The organism is Streptomyces sp. NPDC033216, from assembly GCF_055577115.1.
This window is the reverse complement of record NZ_JBVIQK010000006.1, coordinates 1-16,840: the sequence shown is the minus strand read 5'-3', so window position 1 is coordinate 16,840 and position 16,840 is coordinate 1. Positions and strand designations below refer to the sequence as shown.

The window sequence follows — 16,840 nt, the reverse complement described above, 5'->3', positions numbered from 1 at the left end:
GACGGTCGCATGCACGGGCTCACGGGATCATGGGCTTCACGGGACTCACGGGAGCGGTCGGACCGAGGGGATCGACGGCTTCCACCCGGTCCACCGCACCTGGTGCCGGCACCGGGTCCGCCGGGTGCGGGGCGAGCAACGGCAGCCGTGAGGCGAGCCGCTCCTCGCACAGTTCGACCAGGCGGTCGTAGCCGGCCTTGCCCATCAGCTCGATCAGCTCCGGCCGGTAGGAGACGTACACCGGGTCGCCCGCGCCGTGCGCCGAGGTCGCCGACGTGCACCACCAGTGCAGGTCGTGTCCGCCCGGACCCCAGCCGCGCCGGTCGTACTCGCCGATCGACACCTGGAGCACGCGCGTGTCGTCGGGCCGGTCGATCCAGTCGTACGTCCGCCGCACCGGCAGCTGCCAGCAGACGTCCGGCTTGGTCTCCAACGGCTCGCGGCCCTCCTGGAGGGCGAGGATGTGCAGCGAGCAGCCGGCGCCGCCGGCGAAGCCCGGGCGGTTCTGGAAGATGCACGAGCCGTTGAACGGGCGGGTCTGCCGGGAGCCCTCGTCGTCCTCCGAGATCCAGCCGTCGCGTACGCCCTCGTCGTGGTGCTGCCAGATGTCAGGAGTGAGCCGCGCCACGTGCTCCGCCACGCGCTTCTCGTCGTCCTCGTCGGAGAAGTGCGCGCCCAGCGTGCAGCAGCCGTCGTCCGCGCGGCCGGCTTGGATGCCCTGGCAGCCGCTGCCGAAGATGCAGTTCCAGCGAGAGGTCAGCCAGGTCAGATCGCACCGGAAGATCTGATCGTCGTCCGCGGGATCGGGGAACTCGACCCACGCGCGGGCGAAGTCGAGGCCCTTCTCGTCCGCTTCGAGGGCCTTGCGCGACTTCTTCGATGACTTCACCCGCGAAGAACCCGGAGAACCCTTGGCGGATCCGGCGGATCTGGTGGATTCGGCGGCTTTGTCAGCCTTTTCGTCCTTCGCCTTTTTCGTCTTTGGCACCCGTCCAGGGTAAGTCGCCCACGCGCGGCAACGGGACTGTCTCAGGATGCGCACCCGGGGCCGAGGTCAGGACGGCTGGCAGTAGCGTGCCCTCCATGAGACTCGGTGTCCTCGACGTGGGATCGAACACGGTGCATCTGCTGGTGGTGGACGCGCATCCGGGCGCGTGTCCGCTGCCCGCGCACTCGCACAAGGCCGAACTGCGCCTTGCCGAACTTCTCGACGACAGCGGCGCGATCGGCCGCGCGGGCGTCGACAAACTGATCGCCGTCGTCAAGGAGGCCCTTCAGGCCGCCGAGGACAAGGGTGTCGAGGACGTGCTGCCGTTCGCGACCTCCGCCGTTCGTGAGGCCAGCAACGCCGATGACGTCCTCGCGCGCGTGCAGGCCGAGACCGGTGTCGAGCTTCAGGTCCTCAGCGGCGAGGAGGAGGCCCGGCACACTTTCCTCGCGGCCCGCCGCTGGTTCGGCTGGTCGGTCGGCAAGCTGCTGGTCCTGGACATCGGCGGCGGCTCCCTCGAGATCGCCTACGGCCTCGACGAGGAGCCCGACGCGGCCGTGTCCCTCCCGCTCGGCGCGGGCCGGCTCACGGCCGGCTGGCTGCCCGGGGACCCGCCCGAACCCGAGCAGATACGAGCGCTGCGGCGGCACGTGCGCGCCGAGATCGCCCGGACCGTCGGGGAGTTCAACCGCATCGGCTCGCCCGATCACGTCGTCGCCACGTCGAAGACCTTCAAGCAGCTCGCCCGCCTCGCCGGCGCCGCCCGCTCCGCCGACGGCCCCTACGTCCAGCGTGAGCTGAAGCGGGAGTCCCTGGAGGCCTGGGTGCCCCGCCTGGCCGGCATGACCACCGCCCAGCGCGCGGAGCTGCCGGGCGTCTCCGAGGGCCGCGCGCGCCAGCTGCTGGCGGGCGCGTTGGTCGCCGAGGGAGCGATGGACCTGTTCGGGGTGGAGGTCCTGGAGATCTGTCCGTGGGCGCTCCGGGAGGGCGTGATCCTGCGGAAGCTCGACCACATGGGTCCGCCGTAACGCACCGCCAGGGGCGGGAAGCGCCCGCACACCCGCGTGGCGTGACGCACGAGACATGACGCAACGAGACGTGACCGAACAAGCGAGACGCGACGCGGCAACCGAGACGCAACAGGACGAGACGCGATCCGGAAACGTCCGCCGGGCACGCGTGTACCCGAGCAACCGAGCACGGCCGCACGCACGTGAACGCGAGCAGTGCACAGCAACCGGGCTCGGCGCACGCGCGTGAACGCGAGCAGTGCACACGAGCAACCGAGCACGGCCGCACGGCCGCGTGTACGGGAGCAACCCGGCACGGCCGCCCCGGCCCATCGCCCAGGGACCCCGACCCCGCGCCGCCCGGCCGACCGAACCCGGCCACCCCACCCGTGGCATGCGCCACAACGGCGAGGAGGCACCCCGCAGTCCGGTCATCGAACCCCGTAATCTGTCCTGCATGGCAGAGCCAGTCGTGCGCATCCCGGATGCGAAGGTCGCCCTGTCGACTGCCTCGGTCTACCCGGAGTCGACGGCGACGGCCTTCGAGATCGCGGCGCGCCTCGGTTACGACGGCGTCGAGATCATGGTGTGGAACGACCCGGTCAGCCAGGACATCGGCGCGCTCCGCAGACTCAGCGACTACCACCGCGTACCGATCCTCGCCGTACATGCTCCCTGCCTGCTGATCACGCAGCGCGTGTGGTCGACCGACCCGTGGGTCAAGCTCCAGCGGGCCCGCGCCGCGGCCGAGAAGCTGGGCGCGAGCACCGTGGTCGTCCATCCGCCCTTCCGCTGGCAGCGCCAGTACGCGCGCGACTTCGTCCAGGGGATCTGGCGGATGGCGGACGAGACGGACGTACGGTTCGCCGTCGAGAACATGTACCCCTGGCGCTACCGTGACCGCGAGATGCTCGCGTACGCGCCCGACTGGGACGTGACGAAGGACGACTACCGGCACTTCACGATCGACCTCAGCCACGCCTCCACCGCCCGTACGGACGCGATGCACATGGTCGACCGCATGGGCGACCGGCTCGGTCATGTGCACCTCGCCGACGGCAATGGCTCGGCCAAGGACGAGCACCTCGTTCCCGGCCGTGGCTCGCAGCCCTGTGCCGAGCTGCTGGAACGGCTCGCGCTGAGCGGGTTCGACGGGCACGTCGTCATCGAGGTCAACACCCGGCGCGCGATGTCCGGCGCCGAACGTGAGGCCGATCTCGCGGAGGCCCTGGCCTTCACGCGCCTGCACCTGGCGTCGGCGGTGAAGGTGCCCCGCCGGTGACCGACACCGTCGGGCGCCGCCGCGGCCGCCCTCCGCGCGCGGAGTCCGCCGACACCCGCGACCGCATCCTCGCGGCGGCCCGCGAGGAGTTCTCCGAGCGGGGCTACGAGAAGTCGACCGTCCGGGGCATCGCGAAGGCCGCAGGGGTGGACTCGGCGCTCGTGCACCACTACTTCGGCACCAAGGAACAGGTCTTCGCGGCGGCGGTCGAGGTCGCCGTCGCGCCCGTGCTCGACGGCCCGGACGCGATCGCCGACGTACCGCTGGACCAGGCCGGGGAGCGGCTGACCCGGTTCATGTTCGGCGTCTGGGAGAACCCCGCCACGCGCATGCCGCTGCTGGCGATCGTCCGCTCGGCTGTCAACAACGAGACCGCGGCCGCCGTCTTCCGCCGTCTCGTCGCCGCGCAGCTGCTGCGCCGCATCGCGGCCCAGCTCGACGTCCCGGACGCCGAGCTGCGCGCCGAACTGGCGGCCGCACAGCTGGTCGGTACGGCGATGCTGCGGTACGTGATCAAGGTGGAACCGCTGGCGTCGGCGGACGTGGAGCAGATCGTCGCGCGCGTGGCACCGGTGGTGCAGGGCCACCTCACCGGCCCCTGAGCGCGCGACGCAGCTCGCAAGCGGCTCGCGACGCGGCGCGAGGTGAGCCACGAGCCGCAACGCGAGGCGAGGCCGGCAGGCCGGGCGCGAGGCGGAGCACGAGGCCGGCAGGCCCGGCGCGAGGCGGAGCACGAGGCCCGGCGCGAGGTGCGGCCCGAGACGCGCATCCCGTATTCCGGACACCTCGTCCCGCTCCCTGGATGAGCGGCGTACGCTCAGGAACAGCCCTACCTGTCTGAAGGAGCGAGCGACGATGCCCGAGCTGAGGTCCCGCACAGTCACCCACGGTCGCAACATGGCGGGCGCCCGCGCCCTTATGCGCGCCTCCGGTGTACCCGGTGCGGACATCGGCCGGAAGCCGATCATCGCGGTGGCCAACAGCTTCACCGAGTTCGTGCCCGGCCACACGCACCTGGCGCCGGTCGGCCGGATCGTCAGCGAGGCGATCACCGAGGCCGGCGGCATCCCGCGCGAGTTCAACACGATCGCCGTCGACGACGGCATCGCGATGGGCCACGGCGGCATGCTGTACAGCCTGCCCTCCCGCGACCTGATCGCGGACAGCGTGGAGTACATGGTCGAGGCGCACTGCGCCGACGCCCTGATCTGCATCTCCAACTGCGACAAGATCACGCCGGGCATGCTCATGGCGGCCCTGCGCCTGAACATCCCGACGGTCTTCGTCTCCGGCGGCCCGATGGAGTCCGGCCGCGCCACCCTCGTCGACGGCACGGTCCGCACGCTCGACCTGGTCGACGCGATCTCCGACGCCGTGAACGACAAGATCTCCGACGAGGACATCCTCCGTATCGAGGAGAACGCCTGTCCGACCTGCGGCAGCTGTTCCGGCATGTTCACGGCCAACTCGATGAACTGCCTGACCGAGGCCATCGGCCTCTCCCTGCCCGGCAACGGCTCGATCCTGGCCACCCACACCGCGCGCAAGGGCCTCTACGTCGACGCCGCCCGCACGGTCATGGACATCACCCGCCGCTACTACGAGCAGGACGACGAGACGGTCCTGCCGCGCAACATCGCCACCATCGCCGCGTTCGAGAACGCTATGGCGCTGGACATCGCGATGGGCGGCTCCACCAACACGATCCTGCACCTGCTGGCGGCGGCCCAGGAGGCGGGCGTCCCGTTCGGCCTCAACGAGATCGACGCGGTGTCCCGCCGGGTCCCCTGCCTGGCCAAGGTGGCACCCAACGTCGCCAAGAACCGCACGTACTACATGGAGGACGTGCACCGCGCCGGCGGCATCCCCGCCCTCCTCGGCGAGCTGCACCGCGCCGGCCTGCTGAACGAGGACGTGCACGCGGTCCACAGCCCGTCCCTGGCGGACTGGATGAAGACCTGGGACGTCCGCGGCGGCTCGCCGAGCGCCGAGGCGGTGGAAATGTGGCACGCGGCCCCCGGCTGCGTCCGCTCCGCCGTGGCCTTCTCCCAGTCCGAGCGTTGGGAGGCCCTCGACGAGGACGCCGAGAACGGCTGCATCCGCTCCGCCGAGCACGCGTACTCCAAGGACGGCGGCCTGGCGGTCCTCAAGGGCAACCTCGCCGTCGACGGCTGCGTGGTGAAGACGGCCGGCGTCGACGAGTCGATCTGGACGTTCGAGGGCCCCGCGGTCGTCTGCGAGTCGCAGGAGGAGGCCGTGGAGAAGATCCTCAACAAGCGGATCACCCACGGCGACGTCGTCGTGATCCGCTACGAGGGCCCCAAGGGCGGCCCCGGCATGCAGGAGATGCTCTACCCGACGTCCTTCCTCAAGGGCCGCGGCCTCGGCAAGACCTGCGCCCTGATCACCGACGGCCGTTTCTCCGGCGGCACCTCGGGCCTGTCCATCGGCCACGCCTCCCCGGAGGCGGCCTCCGGCGGCACCATCGCCCTCGTCGAGGACGGCGACCGCATCCGCATCGACATCCCGAACCGCACGATCGAGCTGCTCGTCGACGAGACGGAACTCGCGCGCCGTGACCGGGCGTTGAACGGTGTGTACGCCCCGTCGAACCGGGAGCGCAAGGTCTCCGCCGCCCTGCGTGCCTATGCCGCGATGGCCACGAGCGCCGACAAGGGCGCGGTGCGGGACGTGTCGAAGCTGGGCTGACGCCCGGCCGAACCGCGAAGGGCCGTCTCCGTCACCGGGGCGGCCCTTCCCTCTCCACTCCTTCGCTCCCTCTCCCTTTCGCTTCGCTGTTCCGCTGTGGCATGGGGCGAGGTCCACGTGGCTCCCGCACGGGCCTCACCAGCCCGACGGATCACGCCCGTCCACCGCGAACACCGTTCCGTCGGGTGCCCCGGCGTAGACGCGCCCGTCGGCGACCTCGGGCGCGGGCAGCGTGCTGACCACCTCGTCGGAGTGCGCGCCGAGCCGCAGCTCCGTCTGGCCGACCAGCTTCCCCGCCTTGGCGTCGACGGCGAGGAGGCGGCCGTCGGGAGCGCTGAAGTACACGTGCGCGCCGTCCACGGTCGGCACCGATCCCCTGCTCACGGCCGTCTGGAGGGACCACAGCGGCTTCTCCTCGCGGGTGTCGACGGCCACGAGAGCACCGTCGTACGTCATGAGGTAGATCCGGTCCCCGTACACGGCCGCGCTCGGCTGCTGGAGCGCGACGGACAGCGCGACCCGCCGTGATTCCTTGGTCCTGGTCCCGGGGGAGAAACGGATCACGGCGTCGGTCATGCCGTAGCCCCCGCCCTCCGCCAGCAGTACGACGCTCCCGTCCGCGGCGCCCACCAGCGTCAACGTCTCGTCGAACCGCTCGTCCCAGCGCACGTCCCCCGTGGCCGGGTCCACCGCGGTGACCCGGGTCCGTCCCTCGCCGGAGGTGCTGGTCGCGTAGACCAGGGAGTCCCCGGGGAAGGACACGAAGTAGGGATCGCCCACCCCCGGAATCCGCCGGCTCCACCCGGTCCGCCCGGACGCGGCGTCCACCCCGGTCACCGTGCCGTCGGCCGCCGTCAGCAACAGGGTCCCCGCGGCGTACCGGACACCCTGGTACGTCGACACGTCCCGCTCCCAGCGCACCTCGCCCGACGCGGGGTCGAGGGCCTCGACGCGCTCGCCCGAGTGGGTGAGCAGATGCGCCAGCCCACCCGCGACGACCGGCGCCTCGCGGGGCTTGTCGCGGCGGGACAGTGCGTGCCGCCACAGCACGTGCCCGTCGGACGCGTCGAGGGCGTACACCCGTCCCTCCCGGGCGCAGAGCAGCCGTCGCGCGTCGTACACGCACTGAGGCAGACCGTCGCCCCCCGCCGGGCGGGTCGCCCACGGGGCGAAGGTGTCGGCGGCGGACCGCGACCCGCCCGTGCCTTGGGCAGCCCCGTCCGTGTCCTCGCCGAAAACCTGGACGGAGGCGAACCCGCCGCCCACGACGAGCATCAGCGAACCCAGGGCGACGGCGAGCTGCCGCCGCCGGCCACGCCACCGAACGCCCACCCGAACCGCGCCCGAGTCCTCGCCCTGCGACGACCGCGGTGCCGGCGACGACTCGGCCGGCTCCCACGTGCCATCGGGTGAACGCTGTGCCGGTATGAACGCCTGCGTGTCGTACGAGGCGGCCACCGACCGCAGCTCCCGCATCAACTCGTCCGGTGTCGGCCGGTCCTCGGGCTCCTTCGCCAGGCAGCGCATCACCATCGGCGCCAGGCTCTCCGGCACGCCGGTCAGATCGGGCTCGTCGTGCACCACCTGGTAGGCGACGACGTACGGGCTGTCCGAGTCGAACGGCCCCCGCCCGGTCGCCGCGTGCACCAGCACGGACCCGAGCGCGAAGATGTCGGCGGCTGGCCCGACCTCCCTCGGCCGCCGGAACTGCTCCGGCGCCATGAACGGCGGCGTCCCGATCAACTTTCCCGTCTCGGTGCGCAGTTCGCTGTCTTTCGGCCGCGAGATGCCGAAGTCGATGACCTTCGGACCGTCCTCGGCGAGCAGAACGTTGCTGGGCTTCAGATCCCGGTGCACCACCCCGACCCGGTGGATGTCCCGCAGCGCCTCCGCGAGCCCGGCCATCAGCCGCCGCAACTCACCCGGACCCATGGGTCCATTCCGCTTCACATGTTCGGACAGGGTCGGGCCGGGAATGAACAGCGTGGCCATCCACGGCCGTTCGGCCTCCGGATCGGCGTCGACGACGGGCGCGGTGAAGGCACCGCTCACTCGCCGCGCGGCCGCCACCTCCTGCCGGAACCGCCCCCTGAACTCGGGATCCCGCGCGAATTCGGCGTGTACGACCTTCACCGCGACCTTCATGCCCGAGGTGCTGCGGGCCAAATGGACCACGCCCATGCCGCCCGCGCCCAGGCAGGATTCCAGGTGGTAGTGACCGGCGTACTCCGGAAGTTCCGCTTCCGCGCCCGCTCCGGCGTTGTGCTGTGGCGCCATGGACCACCCCCGTGCTGTTCGTCCGCGCGCGCGACGCACGGAGCCTAGTCGATGACGCGTACGGGACCGAGGCGGCTTGCCAGCCCTGAAGTGCCAATCGTGCACATGTGTTTCATGGCTTGATTCCGGGGAATCAACGTGACCCCATGGAAGTCATGGGGTCTGACGGGGGAGGTTCTTTCATGTCTGTCGACCGCGTGGATGAAGTCGAAGAGGTTGAGGCAGCCGAGGCAGCCGGGGGTGGCGTCGAGGCGCAGGCCGCGACGGCGGGGCTGACGTACTACCCGATCGCGCCCGGGGTCCGCCTCAACGTGCGCAGCGGACCGGCCACCAGCTACCCGATCGTCAAGGTCCTGCCCGAGGGCACGAAGGTCCCGATCTTCTGCCAGACGCCCGGCACCTCGGTCACCGGCCCGTACGGCACGACGAACATCTGGGACAACATCGCCGACAGCCAGTTCGTCTCGGACGCGTACGTGAGGACGGGCAGCGACGGCTACATAGCGCCCCGCTGCGCCTGACCCGACCGCACAGACCCGGCCGGGAGCCCATACGCGCACCCGGCCGGGAGCCCACCCGGCCGCACGCCCCACCCGCGCACCCGACCCGGCGGGCTCGGCAGGGAGCCCGCGCGCACTCGCCCGCGCACCCTGCCGGGGAGCCCGTCCGGCCCGGAGCCATAATCGTCCCGTGAGCGACGACAACGGCACCCCGGGCACCGAGGCGGGTTCCCCGGGCACCGAGGCGGCCCCCACTGTCCGTGAGGCGGTTCCCTCCGGCCTCCCGGCCGGTTCCCCGGCCGCGGGCGCCCCCGCCGCCCCCCGCCCAGAGCCGCTCCGTTTCTTCGGGGCGACCTGGGTGCACCACGACCACGGCTACACGCTCCGGCGGATCGGCGTGGCCATCGGCTCGCTCGCCGCCGCGGTCGCCTCCTGCCTCGTCCTGCGTTTCGCCTACGAGGGCGTCGCGCTCGCCGGCACCGGCGGCTTCGTGACCGTGCTGGTCGTCGTCATGTTCGCGATCTCCAGCGCCCTGGCCTTCCGGAACACCTGGGACGGCTTCAGCAAGCGCCCCGACCCCGACCGGCAGGCCTCCCTGCGCGGCCTGCTGGCCATCGGGTTCGTCGGTTCCCTTCTCGCCTACTTCTTCCGCTCGCTCACGGAGGCCCCCGGCGAGAAGCTGCACCGCGAGGAGTACGAGGCGGCCCGCACGGAACACGAACGCCGCACCGCCCGCCGCACCCGCAACCCGTCGAAGAGGCGCCGTCGCTCCTGAAGACCACTGGACGCGGAACCACCCGGATCGTGAAGCCGGCGGGAGGGCCCCCTCCCGTACCACCGCGCCGCCCCCACGGCAGAACCCCGGCCCTCTGCTTCCTCTCGCCCCCTCCCGCCACCATGGCCCCATGACCCCTGCCTCCAGGACGCTCCGGGCTCGCTCCTTCGACGCCGCCGCGGCCCTGTACGCCGCGAATCGCCCCTCCTACCCCGCGGCCCTCTTCGAGACGATCGAGGACATGGCCGGCCGCCCGCTGGCCGGCGCGTGCGTCGCCGACATAGGCGCGGGCACCGGCATCGGAACAGCCCTCCTGCACGCCCGCGGCGCCCGGGTCGTGGCCGTCGAGCCGGGGGACGGCATGGCGGAGCGGTTCCGCCAGGATCTCCCCGACGTGCCGATCGTCCGCGGCGACGGCAACCACCTCCCCCTCGCGACCGCCTCCCTCGACTTCCTCACCTACGCGCAGTCCTGGCACTGGACCGACCCGGACCGCTCGATCCCGGAGGCCCTGCGCGTCCTGCGCCCGGGCGGCGCCCTCGCGCTCTGGTGGAACGCGGCCGCGCTCGACGTACCGTGGATCGACGCGCAATCAGACCGCATCGGGCGTCACTTCGGCCTCGACCCGGCGCTGGGCGGGAACGGCGACGGTACGCACGACGCCCTCGCCACCTGTGGCGACCGCCTGGACTTCCGCAGCCGCCGCCTCCGCTGGAGCCGCCGCGTCCCCATCGGCACCCACCTCGCGAACATCAGCAGCCACTCGCTGTTCCTGGTGCACGGCGAGGAGAGCACCGCCGCCTTCGTCGAGGCGGAGCGGCCACACCTCCTGGCCGTCTTCCCCGACGGCGTGGTCGAGGAGACCTACGACGTCGGGCTGCTGCTCGCCACCCGCCCCTGATCCGTTCTCCCTTCCTCTCCCGTGCGGCGGCCCACCCCTCCAGGGCCGCCGCACTCGCGTGATCCACCCGTCGCAGCCCGCCCGGCTCCGGCCGGACCGTCACGTCTCGGAGCGAGGTCCAGAGCGCGCAACGCATCCGCGAGCGCCCCGCGCCCGTGAGCGCCCGGCGCTCGGCTTCCAGCGCCAGCCCGGCTCCCCGTGAGCGCCCCTCGCGGGCATGCACGCGGTAACGCCGCAGCCGGGCGAACCGGGCCCCTCACCTTCCACGCGCCTTCGCACGCCCCCAACGCAACTCCCATCCGCCGCTTGACGACCCCCACCCTCGGAGAGATTATTCATCACATGATGAATTACAGGGACCTCGTCCCCGAGCCCCCCGACGACGCAGCGCCCGATCCCACGGCCCCCGCCCCGACCGCCCCCGCCGTGAGCGCCTCGGCCCTCACCGTCGTCCGAGGCACCCGCACGGTCCTGCGCGCCCTCGACTTCACGGTCCCGCGTGGCCGGATCACCGGCCTCCTCGGCCCCTCGGGGTGCGGCAAATCGACGCTGATGCGGGCGATCGTCGGCACCCAGGCCAAGGTCACCGGGTCCCTGGACGTCCTCGGCCGCCCGGCCGGACACCCCGCCCTGCGCACCCGCATCGGCTACGTCACCCAGGCACCGTCCGTCTACGACGACCTGTCCGTGCGTCAGAACCTCGACTACTTCGCCGCGATCCTCGACCCCGGCCGCGCGGCGGCCGACCGCCGCCACGACAAGGTGATCCAGGCCATCGCCGACGTCGACCTGACCAGCCACGCCGACGCCCTCGCCGGCAACCTCTCCGGAGGCCAGCGCAACCGCGTCTCGCTGGCCGTGGCCCTCCTCGGCGCCCCCGAACTCCTCGTCCTCGACGAACCGACCGTCGGTCTGGACCCGGTCCTCCGCCGCGACCTGTGGACCCTCTTCCACCACATCGCGGCCTCCCGAGGCACCACCCTCCTCGTCTCCTCCCACGTCATGGACGAGGCCGAGCGCTGCCACCGCCTGCTGCTCATGCGCGAGGGCGAGATCCTCGCCGACGGCACCCCCGACGAACTCCGCGTCCGCACCGGCTCCGACACGGTCGAGGCGGCCTTCCTGCACTTGGTCGACGAGGCCGCCGAGGCGACCCGCAAGAAGGAGGAGACCCGATGACCGTGAGCGCCAAGCCGCTGCCCGCCGTCCCCACGACCCCGCTCAACCTCTCCCGCACCACCGCGACCGCCGCCCGCGTCCTGCGCCAACTGCGCCACGACCCGCGCTCCATCGCCCTGATGATCCTCATCCCCTGCGTGATGCTGTTCCTGCTCCGCTATGTCTTCGACGGCAGCCCGCGCACCTTCGACAGCATCGGCGCGTCCCTCCTCGGGATCTTCCCCCTCATCACGATGTTCCTGGTCACCTCCATCGCCACCCTGCGGGAACGCACCTCGGGCACCCTCGAACGCCTCCTCGCCCTCCCCCTCGGCAAGGGCGACCTGATCGCCGGATACGCCCTGGCCTTCGGCGCCCTCGCGATCGTCCAGTCCGCCCTGGCCACCGGCCTGGCGCTGTGGTTCCTCGACCTGGACGTCACGGGCAGCCCCTGGCTGCTCCTCCTGGTCGCCCTGCTCGACGCCCTCCTCGGCACAGCCCTCGGCCTGTTCGTCTCGGCCTTCGCGGCGTCCGAGTTCCAGGCGGTCCAGTTCATGCCGGCGGTGATCTTCCCCCAGCTCCTCCTCTGCGGCCTCTTCACCCCCCGTGACACCATGCACCCCGCCCTGGAGGCCATCTCGAACGTCCTCCCCATGTCCTACGCGGTCGACGGCATGAACGAGGTCCTCACCCACACGGACATGACAGCCGACTTCGTCCGAGACGCCCTGATCGTGGCGGGCTGCGCCGTACTGGTCCTGACCCTGGGAGCGGCGACCCTGCGCCGCAGGACGACGTGACCTGCTCCAGCCCGTCCGGTGGCGCCCACGGGGAGCTTGAGACGACGCGGCCCCTCCAGGCGCTGAGGAGGGATCCGGGCGCGCAGCCCCCGGGGCCGAGGGGATTCCCGCTCGAGTCAAGCCGAAAGCGGGGGGAGGGCAGGGGGCGCGGCGGAGGCGACCGCGACGCCCACCCACCGGACAGCCCCCACTCCCGTACCCGCCCCGATGCGAGGATGACCCCGGACGACGCAACCCCCCGGAGGACCCCGCCATGTCCCAGAAAGTCGCAGTCCTAGGCACCGGCAAGATCGGCGAAGCCCTTCTCAGCGGAATGCTCCGCGGTGGCTGGCCCTCCGCCGACCTCCTCGTCACCGCCCGCCGCGCGGACCGCGCCGAGGAACTCCGGGCCCGTTACGGCATCACCCCGGTCACGAACGCCGAAGCGGCCAAGACCGCCGACACCCTCATTCTGACGGTCAAGCCGCAGGACATGGGCGCCCTCCTCGACGAGCTGGCCCCGCACGTTCCCGCCGACCGCCTGGTCATCAGCGGAGCCGCCGGCATCACGACCTCCTCCATCGAGGAGCGCCTCGCCTCCGGCGTCCCCGTCGTCCGCGTCATGACGAACACACCCGCCCTCGTCGACGAGGCCATGTCCGTCATCTCCGCCGGCAGCCACGCCACCGCCGACCATCTCGCCCACGCCGAGGAGATCTTCGGTTCGGTCGGCAAGACGCTCCGCGTCCCCGAGTCGCAGCAGGACGCCTGCACGGCCCTCTCCGGCTCCGGCCCCGCGTACTTCTTCTACCTGGTGGAAGCGATGACGGACGCCGGCATCCTGCTCGGCCTGCCCCGCGACAAGGCGCACGACCTCATCGTCCAGTCCGCGATCGGCGCCGCGACGATGCTCCGCGACAGCGGCGAACACCCGGTCAGGCTCCGTGAGAACGTCACCTCCCCGGCCGGTACCACCATCAGCGCCATTCGCGAACTCGAGAACCACGGCGTACGGGCCGCCCTCATCGCCGCCCTGGAGGCCGCCCGCGACCGCAGCCGCGAGCTGGCCGCCGGCACCAAGGACTGACGACGCAGGACACACCTCCCCGCCCCCGAGCGGGGAGGTCACTTCGCCGCGTCCACCACCTCCCCGGTGGTGACGACCCGCGCGAAGCCGCCCCCGTGCAGCGAGACCGCCGACGCCTGCGCCACCTCGTCCGCGCTCCGCCGCCAGCCGAACGGCCCCACCAGGTCGAACGTGTACGTGGCGTCGTAGGCGACCACGACGTCGTACCCCAGATTCCCGCCCATCCGCGCGGTCGTCTCCACGCACATGTTGGTCTGGATTCCGGCCAGCACGAACTGCGCGATCCCCTCCGCCTTCAGCCAGGCGTCCAGATCCGGCGTCCCGTAGAAGGCGGAGTTCACGGTCTTCGTGAGGAACAGTTCGGCCCCCGCCCCCTTGCCCCTCCTTTCCTCCACGTAAGCCTTGAAGTCGTTCCCCTCGTACCCCGGCCGCAGCGGCGACTCCGGCTGGCCCGAGTCATGCCGCACGAACACGACCGGCCGCCCCGTGGCCTGCCATACGTCGATGAGCGAGGCGATGTTGTCGTCGGCACCCGGATTGTTCCCGGCCCCCCAGAACCCGGCCTCGTCGAAGCCCTTCTGCACGTCCACGACCACCAGGGCCGCGTTCTCGGCGATGTCCATGCCTTCGATCCTGCCGCTGGGACCACGCCCGTCCCAGTGGGCGGAAAGTCAGCGATCGATGGTTTACTGCCATCCAGCGGAACAGGAGGACGCCCGCACGGAGCAGGAGGGACGTATGGAACAGGAGAGCGCCTACCGCGTCGCCCTCGTCGCCTTCCCCGGCATCCGCGCCTTCGACGTCTCCGTGATCACCGAGGTCTGGGGCACCGACCGCACCGACCGCGACGCCCCCGCCTTCGACCTGCGTCGCGTCGCGTCCGACCCCGCCACGCCCGTCCCCATGCGTGGCGGACTCAGCCTCCTCCCCGACCGCACCCTCTCCTGGCTGCCACGCGCCGACCTGATCCTGGTCCCCGGCCTCGACGACCACCTCACTCCCGCACCCCCACCCGTCCTCGACGCCCTCCGCCGCGCCCACGCCCGCGGCACCACCATCGCCGCCCTCTGCGGCGGAGCCTTCACCCTCGCCCAGGCAGGCCTCCTCGACGGCCGCCGCGCGATCACCCACTGGAACCTGATCGACCTCCTGCGCGCCCGCCATCCCGAGGTCACCGTCGTCCCCGACGCCCTCTTCATCGAGGACGACAACATCTGGACCGCCGCCGGAACGGCAGCCGGCATCGACCTCTGCCTCCACCTGGTCCGCCGGTCGCACGGTGCAGAAGCGGCCGCCACCATCGCCCGCTCGATGGTCACCGCCCCCTTCCGCACCGGCACCCAGGCCCAGTTCATCGAACACGCGACAGCTCACACCGACCGCGACGCCGACGCCCTCGCCGCCGTCCGCGAACACGCGCTCCGCCACCTCCACGAACCGCTCACGGTCGCCGACCTCGCGGCTCGCGCCGGCATGTCCCCGCGCTCCTTCGCCCGTCACTTCTCGGCGGCCACCGGCACCACCCCGCTCCGCTGGCTCCTCGACCAGCGCCTCGCCGCGGCCCAGAAGCTCCTCGAACGCACCGACCTCCCCATGCCCGAGGTCGCCCGCCGCGCGGGCTTCGGCAGCGAGGTCACGATGCGCCAGCACTTCGCATCGCGCCTCGCCAGCAGCCCACGCGCCTACCGGGCGGCGTTCAGCGCCGGCACCGCGGCCGCGGGCAGCAGCCCGATCGCCCGGTAGGCGCCGTCCACGACCGGCCGGGCCATGGCCCGCGCTCGCTCCGCACCCTCCCTCAGCACCCCCTCCACGAACCCAGGGTCGGCGCACAGCTCCTTGTGCCTGGCGCGCACGGGGCTGAGGACCTCCACCACAGCTTCCGCGGTGTCCTTCTTCAGAGCGCCGTACGACTCGTACACGTCGGCCAGGGCCTCCGGATTCCCGCCCGTGCACGCCGCGAGGATCTCCAGCAGGTTCGCGACCCCGGGCCGCCCCTCCGGGTCGTACTCGACCTCGCGCCCACTGTCGGTCACGGCGCGCATGACCTTCTTCCGCACGACGTCCGGCTCGTCCAGCAGATAGACGATGCCGGGGCCGGAGTCCTCGCTCTTGCCCATCTTCGACGTGGGCTCCTGGAGGTTCATGACCCGCGCCCCCACCGCCGGATGGGTGGCCCTGGGCACCACGAACGCCTGCCCGTACCGCTGGTTGAACCGCAGCGCCAGATCCCGGGTCAGCTCCACGTGCTGGGTCTGGTCGTCCCCGACCGGCACCTCGTCCGTCCCGTACGCCAGGATGTCCGCCGCCATCAGCACCGGATAGGTGAGCAGCGACAACCGCACACTTCCACCGCGCTCACGCTCCCGCGCGGCCTTCTCCTTGTACTGGATCATCCGCCGCATCTCGCCGTCGGTGGCCACACACTCCAGCACGTACGACAGCCGCGCGTGCTCGTCCACATGGCTCTGTACGAAGAGGGTGCACGACTGCGGATCCAGCCCGGCCGCGAGCAGCAGCGTCGCGGCCTGCCGACTCAGCCGACGCACCCGCGCCGGGTCGTGGTCGACGGTGAGGGCGTGCAGATCGACGACGCAGAACAGCGCGTCCGCCCGATGCTGGTCGACCTCGGCCCACCGCCGCATGGCCCCCAGGTAGTTCCCCAACGTCAGATGCCCGGTCGGCTTGACCCCGCTGAAGACTCGCTTCATCTCTCCACCTCCTGGTCGAGGCCGCCGCGCCCGGCCGGCCGACCTCCAGGGGGAGAAACAGAAACGGCCGCCGAGGCGGCGGCCGTTGAGTGCACACGTCAGTCCGGCCGCCGTCAGGCGGCCCACCACAGCTGGGTGCTGCACGTATGCGTGGTCATGCGGAACAGGCTACGCCTCGAGCGTGCGCCAGGACACGGGTTGACACACCCCGTGCGCATACGTAGTGTTCTCCGAGTTGTCCGACGTGAGCGCCGACTCCGGTCGGTCCCCGGACAGCCATTCCGCAAGTACCCACCACTGTTCGGTGAGCATTCGATTCGTCTGCTGCCGTCTCATTGGCGTGCGTATTCGCGAAATGAGGAATCCGCGTTCGAAAGGACGCAGCCCCGATTGGCTTCGGGGCCAGGGAATCCGCTAAAGTCTCACTCGTCGGAACGGCCCAACGGCCGGGAAGACGAACCCCCTCTGACGGGAAATCAGGGCCGAAAGGATCTGATAGAGTCGGAACCGCCGGAAAGGAAACCGCGAAACAAAAGCGGGAACCTGGAAAGCACCGAGGAAATCGGATCGAGAAACGGTCTGATAGAGTCGGAAACGCAAGACCGAAGGGAAGCGCCCGGAGGAAAGCCTGAGAGAGTCTCTCGGGTGAGTACAAAGGAAGCGTCC

Annotated in this window: 15 protein-coding genes; 11 read left to right on the top strand and 4 right to left on the bottom strand. The window is 71.5% G+C overall.

What is annotated here, in order from left to right; all coding sequences use genetic code 11:
* Nucleotides 1–19 precede the first annotated feature (19 nt).
* The gene (locus ACZ5Y0_RS13960; RefSeq protein WP_469128904.1) at nucleotides 20–988 is read right to left on the bottom strand and encodes a DUF3109 family protein; all 969 of its coding nucleotides are present in this window, start codon (nucleotides 986–988) and stop codon (nucleotides 20–22) included.
* Nucleotides 989–1,083: 95 nt separating this feature from the next.
* Here ACZ5Y0_RS13960 and ACZ5Y0_RS13955 point away from each other — a divergent pair, with 95 nt between their 5' ends.
* The 4 genes from ACZ5Y0_RS13955 (at nucleotide 1,084) to ilvD (ending at nucleotide 5,989) form a co-directional block, all read left to right on the top strand.
* A complete protein-coding gene (locus ACZ5Y0_RS13955; protein WP_469128903.1) occupies nucleotides 1,084–2,016 on the top strand; it encodes a Ppx/GppA family phosphatase in 933 nt (310 codons plus the stop codon).
* Nucleotides 2,017–2,455: 439 nt separating this feature from the next.
* Entirely contained in the window at nucleotides 2,456–3,280 is an 825-nt protein-coding gene (locus tag ACZ5Y0_RS13950) for a sugar phosphate isomerase/epimerase family protein (RefSeq protein ID WP_469128902.1), read from the top strand.
* Entirely contained in the window at nucleotides 3,277–3,882 is a 606-nt protein-coding gene (locus ACZ5Y0_RS13945; RefSeq protein ID WP_469128901.1) for a TetR/AcrR family transcriptional regulator, read from the top strand. Before ACZ5Y0_RS13950 ends, ACZ5Y0_RS13945 begins: the two co-directional genes overlap by 4 nt.
* A 253-nt stretch (nucleotides 3,883–4,135) precedes the next feature.
* Nucleotides 4,136–5,989, top strand: a complete 1,854-nt coding sequence (ilvD, locus tag ACZ5Y0_RS13940) for a dihydroxy-acid dehydratase (protein WP_469128900.1) — start codon at nucleotides 4,136–4,138, stop codon at nucleotides 5,987–5,989.
* A gap of 135 nt (nucleotides 5,990–6,124) precedes the next feature.
* Here the strand turns inward: ilvD and ACZ5Y0_RS13935 are convergent, their stop codons facing one another.
* Entirely contained in the window at nucleotides 6,125–8,266 is a 2,142-nt protein-coding gene (locus ACZ5Y0_RS13935; protein WP_469128899.1) for a serine/threonine-protein kinase, read from the bottom strand.
* A 182-nt stretch (nucleotides 8,267–8,448) separates the two neighbouring features.
* Between ACZ5Y0_RS13935 and ACZ5Y0_RS13930 the strand changes: the two genes are divergently transcribed.
* The 6 genes from ACZ5Y0_RS13930 to proC all read left to right on the top strand — a co-directional run bounded on the left by ACZ5Y0_RS13930 (nucleotide 8,449) and on the right by proC (nucleotide 13,466).
* Nucleotides 8,449–8,787 (top strand): SH3 domain-containing protein, encoded by a 339-nt coding sequence (locus ACZ5Y0_RS13930; RefSeq protein WP_469128898.1) that lies wholly within the window; start codon nucleotides 8,449–8,451, stop codon nucleotides 8,785–8,787.
* A 169-nt stretch (nucleotides 8,788–8,956) separates the two neighbouring features.
* On the top strand, nucleotides 8,957–9,541 hold the full coding sequence (locus ACZ5Y0_RS13925; protein ID WP_469128897.1) for an EamA/RhaT family transporter: 585 nt from the start codon (nucleotides 8,957–8,959) through the stop codon (nucleotides 9,539–9,541).
* Between the two features lie 130 nt (nucleotides 9,542–9,671).
* Nucleotides 9,672–10,442 (top strand): class I SAM-dependent methyltransferase, encoded by a 771-nt coding sequence (locus ACZ5Y0_RS13920; RefSeq protein ID WP_469128896.1) that lies wholly within the window; start codon nucleotides 9,672–9,674, stop codon nucleotides 10,440–10,442.
* A 342-nt stretch (nucleotides 10,443–10,784) separates the two neighbouring features.
* Nucleotides 10,785–11,621 (top strand): ABC transporter ATP-binding protein, encoded by an 837-nt coding sequence (locus ACZ5Y0_RS13915; protein WP_469128895.1) that lies wholly within the window; start codon nucleotides 10,785–10,787, stop codon nucleotides 11,619–11,621.
* Entirely contained in the window at nucleotides 11,618–12,400 is a 783-nt protein-coding gene (locus tag ACZ5Y0_RS13910; RefSeq protein WP_469128894.1) for an ABC transporter permease, read from the top strand. The genes ACZ5Y0_RS13915 and ACZ5Y0_RS13910 overlap by 4 nt, the downstream gene beginning before the upstream one ends.
* 253 nt (nucleotides 12,401–12,653) lie before the next feature.
* Nucleotides 12,654–13,466 carry a pyrroline-5-carboxylate reductase gene (proC, locus tag ACZ5Y0_RS13905; RefSeq protein ID WP_469128893.1) on the top strand — a complete coding sequence of 271 codons (813 nt, stop codon included), beginning with the start codon at nucleotides 12,654–12,656 and terminating at the stop codon, nucleotides 13,464–13,466.
* Between the two features lie 38 nt (nucleotides 13,467–13,504).
* On the opposite strand, the gene ACZ5Y0_RS13900 is transcribed toward proC, so the two are convergent.
* Nucleotides 13,505–14,089 carry a cysteine hydrolase family protein gene (locus ACZ5Y0_RS13900; RefSeq protein ID WP_469128892.1) on the bottom strand — a complete coding sequence of 195 codons (585 nt, stop codon included), beginning with the start codon at nucleotides 14,087–14,089 and terminating at the stop codon, nucleotides 13,505–13,507.
* 115 nt (nucleotides 14,090–14,204) lie between these two features.
* On the opposite strand from ACZ5Y0_RS13900, the gene ACZ5Y0_RS13895 reads away from it, so the two are divergent.
* Nucleotides 14,205–15,209 (top strand): GlxA family transcriptional regulator, encoded by a 1,005-nt coding sequence (locus ACZ5Y0_RS13895; protein ID WP_469128891.1) that lies wholly within the window; start codon nucleotides 14,205–14,207, stop codon nucleotides 15,207–15,209.
* On the opposite strand, the gene trpS is transcribed toward ACZ5Y0_RS13895, so the two are convergent.
* Nucleotides 15,149–16,174, bottom strand: coding sequence for a tryptophan--tRNA ligase (trpS, locus tag ACZ5Y0_RS13890; protein ID WP_469128890.1), 1,026 nt, complete (start codon nucleotides 16,172–16,174; stop codon nucleotides 15,149–15,151). The genes ACZ5Y0_RS13895 and trpS overlap by 61 nt on opposite strands.
* Between the last annotated feature and the right edge of the window lie 666 nt (nucleotides 16,175–16,840).

Bases quoted from the DNA above. Each gene is read 5' to 3' on its own strand.
- ACZ5Y0_RS13955 (WP_469128903.1), top strand. From the start codon at position 1,084: ATGAGACTCGGTGTCCTCGACGTGGGATCGAACACGGTGCATCTGCTG.
- ACZ5Y0_RS13950 (WP_469128902.1), top strand. From the start codon at position 2,456: ATGGCAGAGCCAGTCGTGCGCATCCCGGATGCGAAGGTCGCCCTGTCG.
- ilvD (WP_469128900.1), top strand. From the start codon at position 4,136: ATGCCCGAGCTGAGGTCCCGCACAGTCACCCACGGTCGCAACATGGCG.
- ACZ5Y0_RS13935 (WP_469128899.1), bottom strand. From the start codon at position 8,266: ATGGCGCCACAGCACAACGCCGGAGCGGGCGCGGAAGCGGAACTTCCG.
- ACZ5Y0_RS13930 (WP_469128898.1), top strand. From the start codon at position 8,449: ATGTCTGTCGACCGCGTGGATGAAGTCGAAGAGGTTGAGGCAGCCGAG.
- ACZ5Y0_RS13920 (WP_469128896.1), top strand. From the start codon at position 9,672: ATGACCCCTGCCTCCAGGACGCTCCGGGCTCGCTCCTTCGACGCCGCC.
- ACZ5Y0_RS13915 (WP_469128895.1), top strand. From the start codon at position 10,785: ATGATGAATTACAGGGACCTCGTCCCCGAGCCCCCCGACGACGCAGCG.
- ACZ5Y0_RS13910 (WP_469128894.1), top strand. From the start codon at position 11,618: ATGACCGTGAGCGCCAAGCCGCTGCCCGCCGTCCCCACGACCCCGCTC.
- proC (WP_469128893.1), top strand. From the start codon at position 12,654: ATGTCCCAGAAAGTCGCAGTCCTAGGCACCGGCAAGATCGGCGAAGCC.
- ACZ5Y0_RS13900 (WP_469128892.1), bottom strand. From the start codon at position 14,089: ATGGACATCGCCGAGAACGCGGCCCTGGTGGTCGTGGACGTGCAGAAG.
- ACZ5Y0_RS13895 (WP_469128891.1), top strand. From the start codon at position 14,205: ATGGAACAGGAGAGCGCCTACCGCGTCGCCCTCGTCGCCTTCCCCGGC.
- trpS (WP_469128890.1), bottom strand. From the start codon at position 16,174: ATGAAGCGAGTCTTCAGCGGGGTCAAGCCGACCGGGCATCTGACGTTG.